19 protein-coding genes are annotated in these 20025 nt (G+C 40.9%); 4 read left to right on the top strand and 15 right to left on the bottom strand.

The annotated features are described in order from the left end of the window. Positions 1-94: 94 nt before the first annotated feature. Positions 95-1540: a glycoside hydrolase family 1 protein gene (locus tag NSS66_RS20565; RefSeq protein WP_254349215.1), complete on the bottom strand. Its 1446-nt coding sequence runs from the start codon at positions 1538-1540 to the stop codon at positions 95-97. A gap of 21 nt (positions 1541-1561) precedes the next feature. Beyond that, positions 1562-2002: a DMT family transporter gene (locus NSS66_RS20560; RefSeq protein ID WP_023988632.1), complete on the bottom strand. Its 441-nt coding sequence runs from the start codon at positions 2000-2002 to the stop codon at positions 1562-1564. Positions 2003-2348: 346 nt separating this feature from the next. Between NSS66_RS20560 and NSS66_RS20555 the strand changes: the two genes are divergently transcribed. After that, on the top strand, positions 2349-3242 hold the full coding sequence (locus NSS66_RS20555) for a LysR family transcriptional regulator (protein WP_023988631.1): 894 nt from the start codon (positions 2349-2351) through the stop codon (positions 3240-3242). Positions 3243-4222: 980 nt separating this feature from the next. On the opposite strand, the gene NSS66_RS20550 is transcribed toward NSS66_RS20555, so the two are convergent. Then, positions 4223-4978: a helix-turn-helix transcriptional regulator gene (locus NSS66_RS20550; protein ID WP_068938422.1), complete on the bottom strand. Its 756-nt coding sequence runs from the start codon at positions 4976-4978 to the stop codon at positions 4223-4225. A gap of 118 nt (positions 4979-5096) precedes the next feature. Here NSS66_RS20550 and NSS66_RS20545 point away from each other — a divergent pair, with 118 nt between their 5' ends. Continuing rightward, positions 5097-7013, top strand: a complete 1917-nt coding sequence (locus NSS66_RS20545; protein WP_340959663.1) for a right-handed parallel beta-helix repeat-containing protein — start codon at positions 5097-5099, stop codon at positions 7011-7013. A gap of 195 nt (positions 7014-7208) precedes the next feature. On the opposite strand, the gene NSS66_RS20540 is transcribed toward NSS66_RS20545, so the two are convergent. From NSS66_RS20540 to NSS66_RS20520, 5 genes are read right to left on the bottom strand one after another with little or no spacing between them, the layout of a single operon-like run. Beyond that, on the bottom strand, positions 7209-8174 hold the full coding sequence (locus NSS66_RS20540; RefSeq protein WP_023988628.1) for a zinc-binding alcohol dehydrogenase family protein: 966 nt from the start codon (positions 8172-8174) through the stop codon (positions 7209-7211). Continuing rightward, positions 8171-8806: an ABC transporter permease gene (locus NSS66_RS20535; RefSeq protein WP_023988627.1), complete on the bottom strand. Its 636-nt coding sequence runs from the start codon at positions 8804-8806 to the stop codon at positions 8171-8173. Before NSS66_RS20535 ends, NSS66_RS20540 begins: the two co-directional genes overlap by 4 nt. After that, positions 8803-9573 (bottom strand): ABC transporter ATP-binding protein, encoded by a 771-nt coding sequence (locus tag NSS66_RS20530; protein WP_025723011.1) that lies wholly within the window; start codon positions 9571-9573, stop codon positions 8803-8805. The genes NSS66_RS20535 and NSS66_RS20530 overlap by 4 nt, the downstream gene beginning before the upstream one ends. Before the next feature lie 14 nt (positions 9574-9587). Then, positions 9588-10499 (bottom strand): glycine betaine ABC transporter substrate-binding protein, encoded by a 912-nt coding sequence (locus tag NSS66_RS20525; protein WP_023988625.1) that lies wholly within the window; start codon positions 10497-10499, stop codon positions 9588-9590. Positions 10500-10508: 9 nt separating this feature from the next. Then, positions 10509-11165, bottom strand: a complete 657-nt coding sequence (locus NSS66_RS20520) for an ABC transporter permease (RefSeq protein WP_023988624.1) — start codon at positions 11163-11165, stop codon at positions 10509-10511. A 131-nt stretch (positions 11166-11296) separates the two neighbouring features. On the opposite strand from NSS66_RS20520, the gene NSS66_RS20515 reads away from it, so the two are divergent. Then, a complete protein-coding gene (locus NSS66_RS20515) occupies positions 11297-11650 on the top strand; it encodes a winged helix-turn-helix transcriptional regulator (RefSeq protein ID WP_023988623.1) in 354 nt (117 codons plus the stop codon). A 182-nt stretch (positions 11651-11832) separates the two neighbouring features. Here the strand turns inward: NSS66_RS20515 and NSS66_RS20510 are convergent, their stop codons facing one another. Both NSS66_RS20510 and azlC read right to left on the bottom strand, forming a co-directional pair. Continuing rightward, complete coding sequence (locus tag NSS66_RS20510; protein ID WP_023988622.1) at positions 11833-12165, bottom strand: branched-chain amino acid transporter permease; 333 nt, start codon at positions 12163-12165, stop codon at positions 11833-11835. After that, positions 12146-12877 (bottom strand): azaleucine resistance protein AzlC, encoded by a 732-nt coding sequence (azlC, locus tag NSS66_RS20505; protein ID WP_023988621.1) that lies wholly within the window; start codon positions 12875-12877, stop codon positions 12146-12148. Before azlC ends, NSS66_RS20510 begins: the two co-directional genes overlap by 20 nt. A 107-nt stretch (positions 12878-12984) precedes the next feature. On the opposite strand from azlC, the gene NSS66_RS20500 reads away from it, so the two are divergent. Next, positions 12985-14376, top strand: coding sequence for an aminotransferase-like domain-containing protein (locus NSS66_RS20500; RefSeq protein ID WP_028541279.1), 1392 nt, complete (start codon positions 12985-12987; stop codon positions 14374-14376). 224 nt (positions 14377-14600) lie between these two features. Here the strand turns inward: NSS66_RS20500 and NSS66_RS20495 are convergent, their stop codons facing one another. The 5 genes from NSS66_RS20495 to NSS66_RS20475 form a co-directional block, all read right to left on the bottom strand. Continuing rightward, positions 14601-15020 (bottom strand): ester cyclase, encoded by a 420-nt coding sequence (locus tag NSS66_RS20495; protein ID WP_028541280.1) that lies wholly within the window; start codon positions 15018-15020, stop codon positions 14601-14603. Positions 15021-15265: 245 nt separating this feature from the next. Further along, positions 15266-15619, bottom strand: coding sequence for a beta-xylosidase family glycoside hydrolase (locus NSS66_RS20490; protein WP_053325447.1), 354 nt, complete (start codon positions 15617-15619; stop codon positions 15266-15268). A 344-nt stretch (positions 15620-15963) separates the two neighbouring features. Continuing rightward, positions 15964-16272: a hypothetical protein gene (locus tag NSS66_RS20485; protein WP_025723019.1), complete on the bottom strand. Its 309-nt coding sequence runs from the start codon at positions 16270-16272 to the stop codon at positions 15964-15966. Positions 16273-16392: 120 nt separating this feature from the next. Beyond that, the gene (locus NSS66_RS20480) at positions 16393-18243 is read right to left on the bottom strand and encodes an ABC transporter ATP-binding protein (protein ID WP_340959661.1); all 1851 of its coding nucleotides are present in this window, start codon (positions 18241-18243) and stop codon (positions 16393-16395) included. Continuing rightward, on the bottom strand, positions 18236-19999 hold the full coding sequence (locus NSS66_RS20475) for an ABC transporter ATP-binding protein (RefSeq protein WP_340959660.1): 1764 nt from the start codon (positions 19997-19999) through the stop codon (positions 18236-18238). The genes NSS66_RS20480 and NSS66_RS20475 overlap by 8 nt, the downstream gene beginning before the upstream one ends. Positions 20000-20025: the final 26 nt, after the last annotated feature.

The raw sequence follows: 20025 nt of genomic DNA, 5'->3' as shown, positions 1-20025 counted from the left end.
CTATTATAAATGCCCGGACCATTTTCCACATACCGTACTACTGAAACGATACAAAATGATCCGGGGGTGCCTTCATCATTTAGTGATTCTCATCCTAATCGTTGGTGGTTCTATGAAGATCCTCGCCGTTTGTATCAATAACTTGCTTATACCAGTAAAAACTATCTTTATAATGGAATTGCCCATTTCCATTACCTTCATCATCATAGTCCACATAAATAAAGCCATATCTTTTGCTCATTTCAGCAGTACCTGCACTGATGATGTCGAAAGGGGCCCAGGTACAATAGGCAAAAACATCTGCCCCTTCATGTATTGCCTCTTTCAGTGCTGCAATATGCTCCTGGTGGTATTCGATGCGATAATCGTCATGAACTTTATTGTCCGCTGTTAAAACATCTTTAAATCCAAGACCATTTTCAGCCACCATCATGGGAACATGATACCTGTCCCAATACTTAGACATGCAGAGATATAATCCTGAAGCATTTATAGACCAGCCCCAGCGATTCGCTTTCAAATGGGGATTTTTCACAGTAGAATTAGGGTCCATCGTATTCTCACTAGCTTTAACAGTATTTGACCAGTAATAAGAGACTGCAAGGAAATCGGCTGTATTGTTCCAAAGCAACTCTTTCTCCGATTCCGTAATTTCCAGCTGGATGTCATGGTCTTCGAAATACGTCAATGCATATTCTGGATACTCTCCTCGAATCAGAACATCGCTGTAGAAATATTGCATTCGATTCCGTCTGAAATTCAGTTCGACATCTGCAGGTTCACATGAATAAGGGGCGGTTAACGTATCGGCCAACATCATTCCCATTTGAAGGGATGGATTTAGCTTGTGCCCATACTCAGTAATCTTTGCAGAAGCAACGAATTGGTGATGAACCGCTTGAAACTGAGACTGCTCGTAATGATCAACTTTATCTTTCAGTATGCCAAGGGAGGCAAATGCCTCTTTGTGGACAAGGTTAATTTGATTGATAATGATCCAATATTTAACGGTTTGATGATATCTTTGCAGGACGGTTTCCCCATACTTCACGAAAAAATCAATCAGTTTCGGGTTTGTCCAACCGCCATATTGCTCAACCAAATTTAAAGGCATTTCATAATGGAAAATCGTGACGATTGGCTCAATATTTTTTTCTTTCATGTACTCAAATAATCGATCATAGAAGGCCAAACCCTGCTCGTTTGGAGCGGTATCATCTCCATTCGGAAAAATCCTGCTCCAAGAAATAGACAACCGCAATGTTTTTACATGCATGTCTGCTAACGCATCGATATACTCACGGTATCGTTCGTAGAAATGTACTCCTTGGCGCTTAGGGAAATAGTATGTCCCATGTTTGTATTTTTCGTATGTTTCTGAATCCATGTTATTAAAATGTAGATCAATAGGATCAGCTCCTGGAATAAACGGCTGAATATCAGCGGTACTTAACCCTCTTCCATCCCTGTGATGTGCACCTTCTACTTGATTAGCAGCAATAGCTCCTCCCCACAGAAAGTCTTTTCTTATTTTGCTCATGTACGTTTCCCCCAAATGTATTTAAAATTTTTGTACGATAAAGACTCCTGCAATTACCAAAAGAGCTCCCAATAATCGAGGAATATTCAAAGTGTGCATACTAGCACCAATTAATCCAAAATGATCAATGATCACCGACACGATTATTTGTCCAGCTAAAACGTATCCAACCGTAGCTGCTACTCCTATTCTGGGCATGAGAATGGTTGTCGCCAATACATAGAAAGCACCCAGTAGTCCTCCTGTCCACATCCACCAGGGAGCTTCAAACCATTCTTTTTTGAACAACGATCCTTTTACAAAAAAAGATATGATTATTAATGAGATGGCACCTACTGTAAAAGAAATGGCCGAAGCAACAATAGGTGATCCCACCACTGTCCTTAGCTGCGCATTAACACTAAATTGTGTAGGCAAGGCCATTCCTGCCAATAATGCGAAAATTATGAATATGATAGCCATGTATTTTCCCCTTTCTCTTACTTTGATCAATTAGCCAATCTGAAATTGAACGAAGTGCTTCAATAAATCGTTTATCCGATTTTAGAACCACGAGAAAAGAAAATACCAAAAGAACGGTTTCAAGTGTGTCCATTGCAAAAGTAATCCCGCCTCACAGTATTATCCCCTCTCAAATTCTGAAGATTGAATATCTCCTACAGATGAGTCAATAATATATCTTAAATATGGGAATACTAGATTGATCACCTTCTCAATTTATCGATTAATCATTGACAACCCGAGTATAATTCACGCAGTATAATAAGTAAAATTAATAATAAGTATAGGAGGTATACTAAATACTTATATGGATATTAATTATGAACTCTATAAGATCTTCTATATCACAGTAAAAGCTGGAAGTATGTCTAATGCGGCAAAGGAACTATTTACATCACAATCGGCAGTTAGTCAGTCCATAAAACTGCTTGAAAATAAGCTAGGTGGACAGTTGTTCCATAGAAGGGCACAAGGAGTGTCCCTTACTGCGGAAGGAGAGATATTATATCAATATGTAGAACAAAGCTATGAGTTATTACAGGCGGCTGAAAGAAAATTTTTGGAATTAAGGAATTTAGATGCTGGCCAACTAAGAATAGCCGTAAGCACAACAGCTTGTAGTAACTTCTTGATGCAATACCTAGAGACATTCTCCTTGGCTTACCCTAATATCGAGATTTATATCAAAGATCAATCTACTCATTCTACAATTAAGCAGCTAGAGTCAGGCGAAGTTGACATAGGAATCATCAATCTGAACGGAAGCAGAGATTCTCTGACGGTGATTGGAAAAATAGAAATACAAGATTGTTTTGTAGTAGGTGAGAGATTTAAAGAAATATGTGATAAACCAATATTCTTAAAAGAACTAGTAGTAAATTACCCGATCATTCTCATGCAGAAAGGACTTAATACAAGAAAATATATTGACAACTTTTTCACTTCATATGGCTTAAAAGTAATACCTAAAATAGAACTGAGTACCATGGAACTGTTAATTGAGTTTGCTAAAAAAGGTTTGGGCATATCGTGTGTAATCGAGGATTTTGTTCGCAGCGATTTGGATCAACAACAGCTATTCATAGTGCCCATCCAAGAAATCATACCTAAAAGGTTTTTAAGTATTGCTATCAAAAAAGACTTGCCCCTTTCTTCAGCAGCTCAGAAGTTTATTGAGCTTTTTCAAAGCTGCACAGTATAAATTTATAAATTGGGTTATCTATTAAAGAATTGTCTAAAAAAAGCTCACTAAGGGCTTCTTATTTGACAGTCAACGAACCTCGCTTCAACCGCTCCAGAATGAGGTCGTCTGCTCCTGCGACAACTGGATGGTCGGTATAGTGAGCATTAAATAGGTAGATATCTAATCGGCAATGGAATAATCAAGTTCTTGTCCTTGGCTCGGAGCATGAACTTGATTTCTTAAAACAAAAAAGCCGTCATTTAGGCGGCTCCTAATGCAACATGGCTTTTGTCATCCGACATTTTTTTATTAACTCAAAGCTCAAGTTTACCAACCAATTTTTTTGAATCAATCTCCTCGTTCCGACATGACGTACCAACCGCAGTGCCCTTCGGCTGTTAAAAGTATAAATTTTTAGAAAATTCATAACTTTGGAACTATTTTTTTTCACAAAATTTAATGAACCGAAAACACAAAATAGCAAGTCTCTAAGTTGACAGAGACTTGCTATTTTTAAGTTTTGGCGACTTGACCCTTAAGAATGAAGTGAATACTGCCACAGCGAACGTACCGAAAACATTTGTTGTGTGATGTATACTGTGTACGAATCGAATCGTTTTTGTTGCCGAGCGCATCACAACCGAGTGAGCTTCTACCCTGTGACCAGACAGGAAACGAACCCTTTGAAACCACTCACCAGATATTCTGATAAGCCCTCGTAAATCACGGCTTTTAGATGACAAGGGATTGCCGCACCTGTTCACATAACCGATTTAAAATGGTGTGCGTCATGTAGAAAAATTCTTGGTAATTGGATGGCTGCGTTTATGGATTTTCTAATTTATTGCTAGCAAAACTTTGGATTAGAAGGATCGTAAATTATGATCTGAAGATTGTTGAGAATTAATGATTATATTTTCAACATAATCACCAGCTAGTTTAAGCTGAAGGTCAACAAAGTGCTCAACGCATTCACCTTATGCTTATGCCGTTCTTCTTTAGTCCATTGCTCGATATTCTCTAGGCGCTCTCCTGGTTATTTCCTTGAAGTTACGATGAAAGGTTCTTAAATTGTTATAACCACACTTGATTGCAACTTCACCAATCGCCTGCTGGGAATTTTTCAGCAAATAGCATGCCTGTGAAATCCGATAATGATTTAAGTAGTCCGTGAAGGTCATGTTCATTTGTTGGGCAAACAACTTTGATAGATAAGGATAGTCATACTGCAGATGTTTTGCAATGTCTTTTAATGTGCAATCAGTAGAATAACTTTCCTCTACATAAAGCAGCATCTTATAGAGCACCTTTGTCTGAGGTGATTGCTTAACTAGGGTAAACGATTTCTGATTTATCAGATCAGCACAAACAGCATATAAAAAACTTTTCTGGCTATAGATTGAATTCAGCTTACTAAAATCAATAGCTCTCTCCAAATGCAATGCACTGTCATTTGGAATTAAGCCTTTTAAATTCATAAAAAAGTCGCCGATCAACTCTGGCGAAAAAAGGATGATTGTAATATTAGAGTAATCGATGGTCTTAAATTCATGCATTTGATTTATAAAGATAAAGACCAGATCATTTTCCTTCAAAAGATACTCTTTTTGATCAATGGATACATATAGCTGTCCATCATTAACATAGATCATTTCATATGCGCGGTGAAAATGAAGGGGAAAGCTATAATTCTTCAAAGGAAAAAAATGAAAGAATTCTTCCCCCTCCATTCCATGTTTTTCAAATAAGACCATACAACTCTCCTTTGCCAGAACACTAATATTGTCTTAAAGTGTACTATATTTTGGATAGAATTAACAAATATTATTTCCTATAATAAAATAAATTGAATTTAAAGGAGGATATAAGACTATGGAGTATCACGTAGCAAAAACTGGTTCAGATCACGGCCAGGGGAGTCAGGAAGATCCATTTCTGACAATCAATAAAGCAGCTTCTGCTGCTGTGGCAGGAGACACGGTTATTGTCCATGGAGGGGTATATCGTGAATGGGTAAAACCAAAATTTAAAGGATTAAGCACCAAGAGAAGAATTACTTATCAAGCTGCAAAAGGTGAAAAAGTAATCATTAAAGGCTCTGAGCATATTCAAAGTTGGCAGCATGCAGAAGGGAATGTTTGGAAGGTTGTATTGCCGAATGAGTTTTTTGGTAACTATAACCCATATGCTCTTGAAGTGTCCGGAGATTGGCTCGTAACAATTGAGGAAACCAAGCATTTAGGAGACGTTTATTTAAACGGTATGTCTTTTTATGAAGTCAGCCGCTTTGAACAACTGATCGATCCGAAGGTTACAACAGAAGTATTGGACCACTGGACAAGAAAAATGGTTCCTGTTCATAATCAGGAACAGACAAAATATGTCTGGTTTGCAGAAGTGAATGCTGATAATACAACCATATATGCGAATTTCCAAGGCGCTGATCCGAACAAAGAATTTGTTGAGGTTAACGTTCGCAGATCTTGTTTCTATCCCCAAGATACAGGGATTGATTATATTACAGTAAGAGGCTTTGAAATGGCGCAGGCCGCAACACCATGGGCACCTCCGACAGCGGATCAGCCTGGACTGCTTGGTGCCAATTGGAGCAAGGGTTGGATTATTGAAAACAATATCCTTCACGATGCAAAATGCAGCGCCATCAGTATTGGTAAAGAAGCCTCCACCGGGCATAATTATCGCTCCGTCCGGAAAGACAAACCCGGATACCAGTACCAGCTTGAATCTGTCTTTTCTGCTAAACGTAATGGCTGGTGCAAGGAAAAAATCGGCTCCCATATTATCCGTAATAATACGATTTATGATTGCGGTCAAAATGGAATTGTGGGTCACTTAGGCGGTGTATTTAGTGAAATTCATCACAACCATATATATAATATTGCTCTGAAACGTGAATTCTACGGTCACGAAATTGCAGGAATCAAGCTCCATGCAGCCATAGATGTCCAGATTTATCATAACCGTATCCATGACTGCTCTTTAGGATTATGGTCAGATTGGCAGACACAGGGAACAAGGATTAGTAAGAATTTATTTTATAGCAATAATCGCGATTTGTTTGTTGAAGTAAGCCATGGGCCATATATCGTTGATCACAATATAATGGCTTCTGAATATTCTCTGGACAATGTGTCACAGGGTGGAGCTTACATAAACAACCTAATCTGCGGTAAGATGAATCATTGGAAAGAAATGACACGTTCTACACAGTATCACCTCCCCCACAGCACCAAAATCGCAGGTTTTTCTTTTATTTACGGCGGTGATGACCGTTTTTATAATAATATTTTCATTGGAGCTGATGGATTAGAAGGTGTCGGAACGTCCCATTATAAAAACCACACGGCTTCTTTAGAAGAGTATATTGAAAACGTGCACAAAAATCCCGGAGACGCTGAAATATTTAACTTGGTGGAACAACCTGTTTATATTAATAACAATGCGTATTTGGCCGGAGCAGAACCGTTTGAAAGAGAAAAAGATAAGATAGTTGACAAAAGCTTTCATCCAAACTTCAGAATAGTTGATAAGGGAGAAGAAGTTTATCTTTCCTGTGAATTACCGGAAAATTTCGATGTTTTTCTAGGTGAAGTACATTCAACAGCAACATTAGCACGGGTACGTATCGTTGACGCTGAATTTGAGCGCCCCGATGGTAGTGAAGTGATCCTGAATACTGATTTGTTGGATATGCAGAGAGTAGAAAAGTCTCCAATAGGGCCGATTACACTTTTGAAAAAAGGTAAAAATTATATTAAAGTTTGGTAATCCCTTATTGAAAAAGCTTTACACCTCTATAAATTATGGTGTAAGGCCTCTTTCACTGATATCGCTTGAATATTTTTTCAAATATAAGATTTTTGAATTTAATTTTATTAATGATCTGGCACATTTAGGCTTGCATCACGTTCTAGAGAACATCAACAACGATGTGTCCTACCCTTGAAATCTTAATCTTCTGAACTAATCGTTCAAAATTACGATCTTACCATTCGCATCATTACTCTCCATTAAAAGATGAGCTTCTCGGATTTCTTCTAGCTTGAAAACTTTAGCAATCGGCGGAACAATTCCATGTTCTTTAATATGATTGAACAGGTCGATTAGTACGTTTTCTTTGATAACTTCACTTGTAAATGCCGTAAAATAAACACCTGTCGGTATATCAATTAACGGTTCAAAGGAATCAAGTGTCCATTCATTTCCCAGTATCCCTGACATGCATAAGGTCCCTTGCTCTGAAACCAGTTGCAATGATTCCTTTATTGTGACGGTGCCGACCAACTCCAGGACCTTGTCTACGCCATTTGGAGCGATTTTATAAACTTCTTTTGTAAAATACTCATCATCGAGTAAAGCAAAGTCTGCTCCAGCCTGCTGAAGATATGCTAGCTTTCCGTTGTTCCGAGTGGTTGATATGACTGTGGCGCCTGTACTTTTTGCTAGCTGAAGGGCAGCCAGACCAACAGAACTCGTCCCACCGCGAATGAGAAGCACTTCGTCAGCAGTTAATTGGAGACATTCGAATAAGGACGCATACGCCGTATAATACATTTCTGGAATTGCAGCGAGCTCAGTCCATTTCATTTCAATTGGAATGGAATAAACCTGTTTTGAAGGAATCAAAACATATTCAGCATAACTTCCATCAAATTCTCGGCCTAATCCCCCCATTAATGAAGCAACACGCTCCCCTTTTTGAAATGTGCTGTCAGATGGATCTTCGATCTGCCCTATGCATTCAATACCAATAATCCGTGGGAATTTGACGGATAGGGAATGTCCCTGTCTTGTAAACATTTCAGAGCGGTTTATTCCAAAAGCTTTGATCTTAACAAGTACCCAACCTGGTTTAACTTTGGGGATTGGAACTTCTTTTATCTTTAGTTCTTCAGGTTTACAGGCCCTTTCCAGTACAACAGCCTTCATAAAAGTGATCTCCCCGATCCAATGTAGATTCGTTTTTCAAACTGAATGAATACTGCATTCGTTCCAATAGCGAGACACGCTGACAATACACTTCCCCACAGAATCTTATCTATATTCATGGTTCGTAAGCCATCATTTAATATCGAGCCTAATCCGCCTGCATTTATAAATGCTGCTATAGTCGCCATTCCAACCGTAGATACGGATGCTAGCCTTAATCCTGTAAAAAGAGCTTTGATGGCCAAAGGCACACGAACATGAAGCAATACCTGAATACGGCTCATACCAAGCCCAGTGGCTGCCTCAATAATAGACTGTTCAACATGATTCAAACCTGCAATAAACTGACGTAGTAGGATATATTGGTTATATGCTATGAGCACGGTAATCGCTGTCGTTTTACCCAAACCTGTCACGGGGATCATGATTGCGAACAGGGCCAAGCTGGGAATTGAATAAAGAATCGAAAAGATATAAATGAGTAACCTGGATATCGTTTCTGAAGTCAGGGCTAAAATTGTTAAGAGTACTGTGACGACAATGGAGATCAGCATGATCACAATTAGCATCTCCACATGCTCCAGTAATGCAATTCCTAACTTATCCGGATGCTTAATGGCATATTCGATCACTTTAACCCCTCCCAGAAACGTTCTTGCTCTCTTGAAGATTGAATAAGCGATGCGACAAATTCATCTGCGGGATGAGCAACAATTTCTCTTGGCGTATCAAACTGACAGGCTTTACCTTGATTCATGATTATTACCCTGGTTCCCAGCTTAAATGCTTCATTGATATCATGCGTTACGAATAGGAAGGTTTTCTTAACTCCCCCATGAATCCGCAGAAGTTCATCCTGCAAATTTAGACGAGTCATGGCGTCTATGGCTCCAAAAGGTTCATCCAATAACATTGTATTAGGATTTGTTGCTAAGGCCCTAGCTAGTCCAATTCTCTGTTGCTGACCTCCCGATAGTTGAGAAGGGTAACGATTTAGGTAGTTTACTGGATCTAACCCAACCAAAAGTAACAATTTGTGCACCATTTCATCCACCTTCGTTTTTTCCCATTTCAAAAGCCGGGGCACAGTAGCAATATTTTGTCCAATGGTCATATGAGGAAACAAACCCACTTGCTGAATAACATAGCCAATCCTTCTCCGTAGCGCTACAGGATCAATTTCAGCAATGTCATCACCAAATAGTTTTATCTTCCCTTGGGTAGGTTCAATTAAACGATTTACCATTTTCAATAGTGTGGTTTTTCCTGATCCGGACGAACCCAGTATGGTTATAAATTCGCCTTCCCTAATAGACAGATTGACATGATCAACAGCTAAGTCATTGGAGTTTGCGTATGTTTTGCACACATTTTGGAATTCAATTGCTATAAGACTCATGTTATCCCCCACACTCATTTAATTGAGTCATAAAATTCTTTTGCCACATCTTCATATTCTTTTTTATCCACGTCCACTTTTGCATTCAAGGCGGTTACCGTTTCCGTATCCAGCGCCGCACTCACCTTATTAATAACCTCAGCTATCTCTGGATTTGTATCCAGCACATTATCACGAACAACAGGAGCCAAGTTATACGGAGGCCATACTTGTTTGTCATCTTTCAACAGTGTGAACTGATCTTTATTAACTAGTTGCCCTTCTGTTGTGTAAGCTGGGGCAACATCCGCTTCATTGTTTTTAAGCACTTCATATTTCAAGCTGTTATCATATACTTTAGATGACTTCCAATTGAACTTACCATACACTTTCTCTAGAGCTGGAATTCCGTCTGCACGTTGGTCAATTTCTCCTTGTGAGGCGAATCGAAGCTTACTTACATGTTTTTGTAGATCAGTAATTGTAGTAATTCCTAGATTTTTAGAAACTTCCGAACGAATAACAAGTCCTGCTCCATCATTTGCTTTAGAGTAATCTAGCCAAGTAATTTTAAATTGCTTTTTATATTCTTCCTTAACTTTCTTATAAACCGTGTCAGGATCAGTGAGCATATCTACTTTCAATATGGATAATAAACCGGTACCTGTATATTCTGGATACATATCGATATCGTTGTTAACAATAGATGAATGGATAACGGAGCCCGCAATATTGGGTACTCGCTCTACCTTATATCCCGCACCCTCTAAAGCCAAAGCGTAAAGTTCACCCACAATCAAATTCTCAGTAAAATCTTTCGTACCGATCCGTATCGTTGCTGCTTTATCTTCAGCATTTTCTGTTTTATCACCACATGCACTTAAAATGAGCGACAATACAAGAAAAATTGAAATTGAAAAATACAGTTTTCTCTTGTTTCTAGACATATCTTTTACCTACCTTTTCAAAAATCTATATTTAAACAAAATACGCTCGGACATATCAAGCATTACCCCGACTGTAATTGCTAAAATTCCCACCGAAAACCCACCAATCAAAAGTAAATCCACTCGATTAAGTCCTAAACCAGTAAAGATGATTTCCCCTAATCCACCCGCTCCTATTTTGGCAGCCAGGGTAGCACTCGCAATGACCTCAATGGCAGCTATTTTAATCCCTGTCAGAATCATTGGCGCAGCTAATGGGAATTTGACTCGCCACATTACCTGTTGTTCTGACATACCCACTCCATGAGCAGCTTCAAGCAAAAAAGAGGGAACAGACTCTAAACCGGCTATCATATTCATTAATATAGGAGGAATTCCCAACAGTACCAGGGCAATTAAAGCTGGTTTTGTTCCCGTCCCCATAATAGGGATTAGAAGGAGTAGAACAGCTAAACTAGGCATAATTCTTAGAACTTGGAACAAGGATACGATCCATTTCTCTGTTCGTTTGTACTTACAGGTTACATAACCCAACACAATTCCAATGGAGGCAGAGCAGAGTAAAGCTAGTAAACTTATTATTATATGCTCTTTCCCAGTAGCTAAAAAAACATGCATGTTATTTGAAAAGTAGGCTGTTAATTGCATCCATAAGCTGTCATTCAAGGTTTCTCCACCTTTCGTTTAATTTGCTTTTTCCTCGACCGCTTTATAATATAAGCAATATAATCGTTTTGAAAGTAGGCACCTTTTTATTAGATAGGAACCAAAAAGTAACTATTGGAGGATTAGACCGAATGATTACAAAAAAAGAGTTGCCTCTTTGTCCGGTGGCGACAACGGTTGGACTTATAGGAAACAAATGGAAGTTGCTAATAATGAGAGACCTTTTGAAAGGAACCAAACGTTTTGGTGAACTTCGTAAAAGTATTCCAGAAATCAGTCAAAAAGTTCTAACAGAAAATTTGCGGTCTATGGAAGAGGATGGTATCGTCATTCGAACCGTGTATGCCGAAGTACCACCTAGAGTCGAATACAGCTTGAGTGATTTAGGGAATACTTTAAGACCCATCATTAATGTTATGGAAACGTGGGGTTTGGAATATCATAAGCTCAATGAGGAAATTCCTCGTAACATGAAGGATTCTTAAAAAACTGAGCCCGATTAAGTGTTTTGAGGACGAGAATGACAAGCCTTTGAATATTTTAAAAACAACGGAGGACTAAGGTTAACATTAGTCCTCTTGGGTATTGTTCGTGCAACTGATAGTCACTCCAACTATTTTGTGTAAAGTTTCAATAGCTAACCTGCAACAACGGAGATGATCAACTTTTAGAATATAAATTGGACCAGGAACATATAGAGCAGTGTACCGCCAGCGATGGATATCAGCATGTTTCTTCTCCAGAGATGCAGCATAATAATGACGACAATGGAAATCAATTCGGCCACACCATGAGACCCAGAGAAAAAAGTGACATCCTTAACACTGTAAATGACCAGCAGTCCTAAAGCTGCCGAGGGAAGCACTTTGCCGAGATACTGTACATATTTAGGTGTGGGACGTCCCGAAGGGAACAAAATAAATGGAATAAATCGGGTCATTATCGTTCCCAAGACGACCATTCCTATCGTTGTGATGTTCTCAAACAAAGTCATGGACATCGTGTCTCTCACCTGTCTTTCTATCTAGTGATTTTCTCATGAAGGAGAGCACGATAAGAAGACCTATCATAGATGGAACGATGAAATTTTCGCTATTAAAAATAAGCAGGCAAAGGACCGAAATTCCCAAACCCAACAATGCACTATGATGTGTGCTCTCTTTCATCCATTGTTCAATAAAGATCACAACAAAGAGCGCCGTCATCACAAACTCAAGCCCCTCCATATTAATGCGCACCAGAGATCCGAAAAATCCACCAATGGCAGCGCCAAATACCCAGTAGCTATGATTAAGCAGGGTTACGAAAAACATATACCATCCCTTGTCGACTTCTTTGGGGATGTTTGCCGTGTAATTAATTGAAAACGATTCATCACATAGTCCAAAAATTAAATAGAACTTTTTGAATCCGGTGCCTCTGTATTTTTCAAGCATGGATATGCCATAAAATAAATGCCGTGCGTTCACCATTAAGGTCATTAGCAAGGCACCTAGTGGATTGAACGGACCGAGCAGTAAATGCACTGCAACAAATTCCATGGATCCGGCAAAAATAAATAGGGCCATAAGGATCGCATACCCCGCACCAAAGCCAGATATATTCATAAGAATGCCGTAGGCAATCCCTAGAAACAAGAATCCAGCCAGTATGGGAAGTGTGGAAGGGAAAGCTGATTTAAAGGCCAATTGAAGCTTACTTCTGTGTATCATCGTTGCTACATCTCCTTGACAAGATTACATTTCTTCGTTAGTTTAGCAATGTAAATCCATACAATCAATGATACAATTGTATGCATTACAATATTGTGAGGTGTGCTATGCCATTTAATTCGTTTGAACATTATCCGATGTCGTGGAAACCTGACAGGGATAGATTGCAACGACCGCTTTATCGCTCTCTCGCCCTATTGCTGGAACATGACATCAGACATGGCTTTTTGGCTCCGGGTACAAAACTTCCCCCTCAGCGGGAGCTGGCCGATTTTTTGGATGTGAACTTCACAACGATTACACGCGCATACAAGCTTTGCGAGCTTAAAGGATTAATTCATGGTGTGACCGGAAACGGCACCTTTGTTTCAGCCAACGCGGCTCGGTCGGTCACCATTTCAAAAGATCCATCCTCAAACGTACATATTGACCTTGGTTTTGTTGCCTCATTTGAGCAAACCAATGATCTGGTTACTGAGGCCTTAAAGCACGTGGTAGAGAAAAGTTATCTGGAACAGCTATTGAATTACAATGATCCTGCAGGTATCCCGCATCATAAACTGGCTGCTCTCAATTGGATGAAGGCTTTTGGCATCCAGGCCGATACTGAACATATGGCGATCGTTTCAGGAGCCCAAAATGCATTAGCTATTACACTCTTAGCACTGTTTGAACCCGGGGACCGAATTGCGGTTGACCAGTATACGTATGCCAATTTTATTGAAGTATCCAAAATGTTTCGTATCAAACTAGTTCCCATTTCAGGGGATGAGTATGGTATGTTACCTGAAGCTCTGGAAGACCAATGTTCTCAATCGAATTTACATGGTGTGTTTTTAATGCCTTCCTGCGCTAATCCCACGACCATTGTAATTCCGGAAAAGCGAAAAAAAGAATTAGCTCAGGTCATTCAAAAACATCATTTGATCCTGATTGAGGACGACATTCATGCCTTTTTGTCAGCGGACATTATAGATCATTATGGTCAGCCGATGTATCAGCTGCTCCCTGAACAAACGGTTTATATTTGTAGCACCGCCAAATCCATCTGCTCAGGTCTTCGAGTGGCCTATATCGTGTTTAACGAAGCATTCAAAGACACAATGATGAAGGCCATATACAACGTCAACGTCAAAACATCCTCTTTGGACGCAGAGATCGTAACTGAGCTGATTCTGTCAGGAAAAGCAAATATGATTGTTACGAAGAAAAAACAATTGGCCGAGACAGCCAACCAGTTATTTGCTGAATTCTTCCCAAATACTCTCCACGGGGGACATCCACTGAGTTTTTATCGATGGCTACGTTTACCAAAAGTTATGCACGAAGCTTATTCTGAAGGTTTTTTTCTGGAAAAAGGGGTTCGTGTATTTCATTCCAATCGATTTCTGAGCGGTGGGAATGCAGAAGAAAATTATCTAAGAGTAGCGCTTTCATCCACTAGTTCTTTAGAGGAATTAAGAAGAGGATTAGAGATTTTAAGAGAGAGCCTCGAATGAATTGATGTCTTGATGCGTATAGCTACATTCAAAGGCTCAGGCATTATTTTATTTATATTTCATAACAAAGTACGAATGTTCACAGCACAAACAGTGTATGTCTTTTATTCGTCTAAAATGGAAAGCTTCCCTATGTAGCTTCCATTTTAGACGAACATTTGTCCTACTTAGCTACATATCCATCGAACAAAGAACACCATCAGATGTCGTATTGAAATGAACCTCTACGAACTTGGAACAGCGCCAATTTGTTGAAGTAATCCAAGCATATCGGGTTGACCATATTCTTCTACAATTTGCCCATCAGAGAATCGATAAAAATTCATCGCTTGAACCTCGATGGTTTTCCCTGTTGGAGGAAAACCGAAGAAACTGCCTTGGTGCGTACCTCGCATAATGAATCGCGCAGCTACCTTATCGCCTTCAGCAACCATCTCCTTCAGTGTCCATTGGATATCAGGGAAGCCAGTTCGCATCATTTGGATAATTGCAAGATATCCATCCGGTCCCTTCATCGCATCTTCCCGTGCTGGGACATAGAAAATCGCATCTGGGGCAATAAGTTCTTCTGCTAGCTTTACGCTAGCCGTATTTATGAACTCTGTAAACCGGTGCATCTGTTGTTTATTCGCTTCAATTGTCATTCTCAAATTCCTTTCAAAATTTTTTATCCTTTTCGTTTCGTGCCCATCACCATTGAAGTAAAAGGTTCCTGCTTGATCAGTAAATCTCCCTCACACATCAATATCATAATTGATAACTAAAGACTTCAAAGTTACGATATTAATTTAACTTAGGTTTTCAAATTCATAATAAGTTCGCTCGTGTTTTTTGTGAAGTAGGCACCTTAATGTTCTATAGTAACCATTTGGTAACTAATAATACTTATTTATTCATTCATTTCATCAACATTATATTCGAAAAAATCAAAATCAGCATATTGTTGATGTTTAACACGATCGGCACAGGTCAAGCCAACAAAACTACCTGTAAACTCACCATACTTGCTATATTCATCAGAGAATATCGTGGTATCTAAGCCAATTCCAATAGCTTCATATTCTTTACCGTCATAACTCCTGAGCGACTGAAAATGTGTTCCTGCATAAAAGCGAAGTGTATACGCAATATTGCTGTAGGACGTAATCGGATTGTTCGCTGCCTGGTCCACATCCTGGGAGTTTACCGTCAACGGTTGTTCGCTAATTTTCCAGCTTGAACTGCCTCCCGTAATGAGAAACAACGAAATATCTCTAACATAGCATACGTTTCCCCTTTCGTTGATCCAGCTGTTAAGACTCTTAGCATCCAGCCAATGAATATGTATTTTGTGGTAATGGATTGTTCTTCCCAGTATATTGACATATCAGGTCCTCCGTTTTCCTCACATCTGCCAATAAGAGGCGATCAGCGGATGAAGTCTATCATTTTGTAGCTTTACTATGTCCACTGCAGTTACGTGGTTAACAAAAATGCTGACATCTATGTAACTCGATGTCAGCAGTCAGAAATCAGCACTGTCCATTGCTGTAAAGATACACTACGAAGTCAATAACCTTCAGTAGAATAAAAATAGTGAATAGTTCTTCACCCATCCACCACATCTGCTTGCAAATCTGTTGCAATTTCAATCATCTTAGGCACGACAGCCTCATCGGAAATAGCCACATACACATCCCCCATGTAATGGCGAAAAGGTATTTCTACGTCAGCATACTTCCACATGAAAAAATCTCCCTCAATCGACATGGTGCTCTCAGCACCTTGTATGATAAGCACTCGTGAATACGAAAAGTCTGGCTGGGATGCAAAGTAATCTTTGCACTCCTCCAGGGAAATGGATTGCTCCACCGGACTTTCCTGCATGGAACGGGTGATTCGAAAACGCTGGTTCATTGATCTGCCTCCACAATTATGATTAAGAAATTCTGGCTTTCATAACTTATAATGTCCACATGCTGATGTCAATGCTTATGGAACTATATGGATATTTTTTATGCTTTCAAGCAGTTACTTTTAGGATGCATGTTCAAACTGACTGTTGTATAGATCGGCATAGAAGCCGCCTTTTGCTAGCAATTCCTCATGGTTACCCATTTCGATAATGTCACCATCCTTCATGACCAGAATCAGATCCGCATTCTTGATCGTCGAAAGTCGGTGAGCAATCACAAAGGAGGTTTTCCCCACAGTCAGCTGGTCCATCGCTTGTTGAATCAGCAATTCCGTACGCGTATCAACCGAGCTTGTGGCCTCATCCAGAATGAGCATGGGTGAATCTTCAATCATCGCTCTTGCAATGGTAATCAATTGCTTTTGACCGGCGGAGAGATTGGCTTTGTCGTCCAGCACTGTATCATAGCCCTGCGGCAGTGTTTTAATGAAGCTGTGCAGCCCCACCGCTCTACTAGCAGCTTCCACCTGCTCATCGGTAACATGATCTTTGGAAAAGACGATATTGTCACGAATCGTTCCTTCGAACAGCCAGGTATCCTGAAGCACCATACAGAATAATTCATGAATATTCTCACGCGTTAATTGACTAATCGGGGTTCCGTCAATGTAGATTTCTCCATCGTTCAGCTCATAAAACCGCATGAGCAAATTCACGAGCGTGGTCTTACCGGCGCCTGTCGGACCGACAATGGCAATTTTCTGACCAGCTTCAGCTTTCATGGAGAAGTCCTTGATAATCATACGGTCTGTATTATAGCCGAAACGGACATGTTTGAATTCGACATCCCCTTTGGCGGTGTCCAGCTTTATGGTCTTGTGACGCTCATCTGCCAATTCTTCTTCACCCAGAAATTCGAATACACGTTCACTGGCGGCAGCCGCCGACTGCAGATTGGTTGCGGCCTGTGCCAGCTGCGACAAGGGCTGTGTAAACAGACGAATATACACCATGAAGGCGACAATAGTTCCGATAGTTATAGTCTGTTGGTTGACCAGCAAAGCTCCCACGACACAAACCGCGACATAACCAAAATTTCCAATGAACATCATGACTGGCATCATCAGACCAGACATGAACTGGGACTTCCATGCATTTGTATATAGGCGGCTGTTAATGCCATGAAACACTTCCTTGGCTGCTTGTTCCCCGTTATATACCTTGACTACGTTATGACCAGCATAGGTTTCTTCGATATGACCGTTGATCTGGCCAAGCTCCGCTTGCTGTGCTACAAAGTATTTCTGTGAATGCTTCATAATCACGCTCATCAGGCAAAAGCCGATCAGCGTAGCTACAATTCCGGTAATGGTCATGATCCAGTTTGTATAAAGCATCATAATCAAGGCGCCCACGAAGGTAGCCAGTGCACTGACAAGCGTGCCGAGACTGTTGTTTAACGTTTGTCCGATGGTATCGACATCGTTGGTTACGCGGCTAAGCACATTACCGTAACTCGTAGAGTCAAAATACTTCAAAGGCATATGATCGATTTTTTGAGACAGCTCTGTCCGCATCTTCTTTGTAAGACGCTGTGAGACGGTTGCCGTAATGAAGCCCTGGAAATAGTTAAAGATAAGACCAAATCCATATAAAAGCGCCAATACAAGAACAATCTTCTGAACAGCACTTACATCAATCCCGGTAACGATTCCTTCCTGAATCAGGTTGGCAATATCACTGAGCTTATCCGGCCCAATCACGTTGAGGGTGGAGCCGACCAGGGCCAGTACCATAGCTAGTATAATCATAGGCACATAGGCTTTGCTGTAGGATATAAGCTGTCTGATGGTCTTTTTAAAATTATTCGCTTTTTCACCAGTACCCTTGCCTCCCGCAGGGCCTTTACCCATGGGACCTCCCTGATTCATTTTCATTTGCTGGCTGTCGACGGTGTGTTCATTCTTATCCATGTATGAGTTCCTCCTTCGAAAGCTGCGAATATGCGATCTCCTGATAGGTGCTGCAGTTCGTCATCAGCTCTTCATGCGTGCCGCTCCCTACAATCTCTCCCTGGTCCAGCACGATAATCCGATCAGCGTCTTTGATCGTACCTATGCGCTGACCAACGATAAGTGTCGTAGCGTGGCCGGTTTCTTTTTTGAGAGCGGAGCGCAGAATCCGGTCTGTTCTGTAGTCTAGTGCCGAGAAGGAATCATCGAAAATATAAATTTCCGGCTGACGGTAGATGGCACGCGCAATGGACAGCCGCTGCTTTTGACCACCGGACACATTCGCTCCACCTTGCGAAATTCTACCCTGATATTGACCATCCATTTTTTCGACAAACTCCGTTCCTTGAGCAATACCAACGGCTTCTTTGACAAGTATCTCCGAAGCTCCTGCTCTTCCGTTATCACCGTACGAAACGTTGGATACGACCGTACCGTTGAACAGTACAGCTCTCTGAGGAACATACCCGATTTTGTTATGGAGTGCCTGCTGATTATAGTTCCTGACATTCACACCGTCCACGAGTACCTCTCCCTCGGTCACATCATAGAAACGGGGAATCAGATTGATCACGCTGGTTTTGCCGCTGCCTGTAGCACCAATAAAGGCAACCGTCTCGCCTCGTTTCGCCGTGAAGCTGATGTTGCGAAGCACGGCCTCCTCCGCGTCCGGATATTTGAAGCTGACATTACGGAATTCCACTTGCCCCATAACGCTCTCTTCTCCAGTCGTCTCATGCCCATTAACGATGCTGGATTCGGTATTCAAAACCTCCATGATCCGTTTGGCAGAGATTGAGGCGCGAGGCATCAGGATGAATATCATACTTACCATCATAAAGGCCATAACCACCTGCATTGCATAAGAGGAGAATACGACCATATTGGAGAACAACGTGATGCGGTCTGGTACGGCCGCCCCGTTAATCAGGTAAGCGCCGATCCAATAGATAGAGACACTCAGACCTGACATAATAAAGGTCATACCTGGGCCAATCATCGTCATTAAACGGTTCGCAAACAGGTTTGTATTCGTCAACTCGACGTTAGCCTGCTCGAACTTCTCCTGCTGATACTGATCTGCATTATAAGCGCGTACTACCCGAAGTCCGATCAGATGCTCACGTGTTACCCTGTTCAGATTATCGGTGAGACGCTGGATTCTCTGGAAACTTGGAAGAGCGAAAACAACAATGACACTTAGCATCAGGATCAGAGCAGCCACGGCCGCTCCTGTGGAGGCGGTCCACTGCCAGTTTTTATCTGCAATCTTCACAATGGCCCACACGGCCAGAATCGGTGCCTTGATGATCACCTGCAGCCCCAGCGCAACCACCGTTTGAATCTGCGTAACATCGTTCGTGGAGCGGGTAATGAGGCTTGCCGTCGAAAAGTTGTTCATCTCTTCCATCGAAAAGGATAAGGTCTTGTCAAAGACCATCGCACGCAGACGCATAGCCAGCCCTGCAGCCACCTTTGCCGCGAAATAGCCCACAATAATAGATGCAATCATACTGCCGACGGCACAAAACAACATGTAACTGCCGGGAATCAGCAGTTCGGACACAGGCGTTCCTTCCGTTTGCAGCTTGGTCGTAATTTCCGCCATATAATCAGGTAGCTTCAGATCAAGCCATACCTGCACAACGATGAAGGCTAGGCTGCAAACCACAAGCATCCATTCATTTTTCTTGAGATATTTGAATATCTTTAGCATTCTGTTGCTCTCCTTTTATCTGATAG

The organism is Paenibacillus sp. FSL R10-2748, from assembly GCF_038005565.1.
Lineage (GTDB): Bacteria > Bacillota > Bacilli > Paenibacillales > Paenibacillaceae > Paenibacillus > Paenibacillus polymyxa_B.
This window is presented reverse-complemented; position numbering and strand designations above follow the sequence as displayed.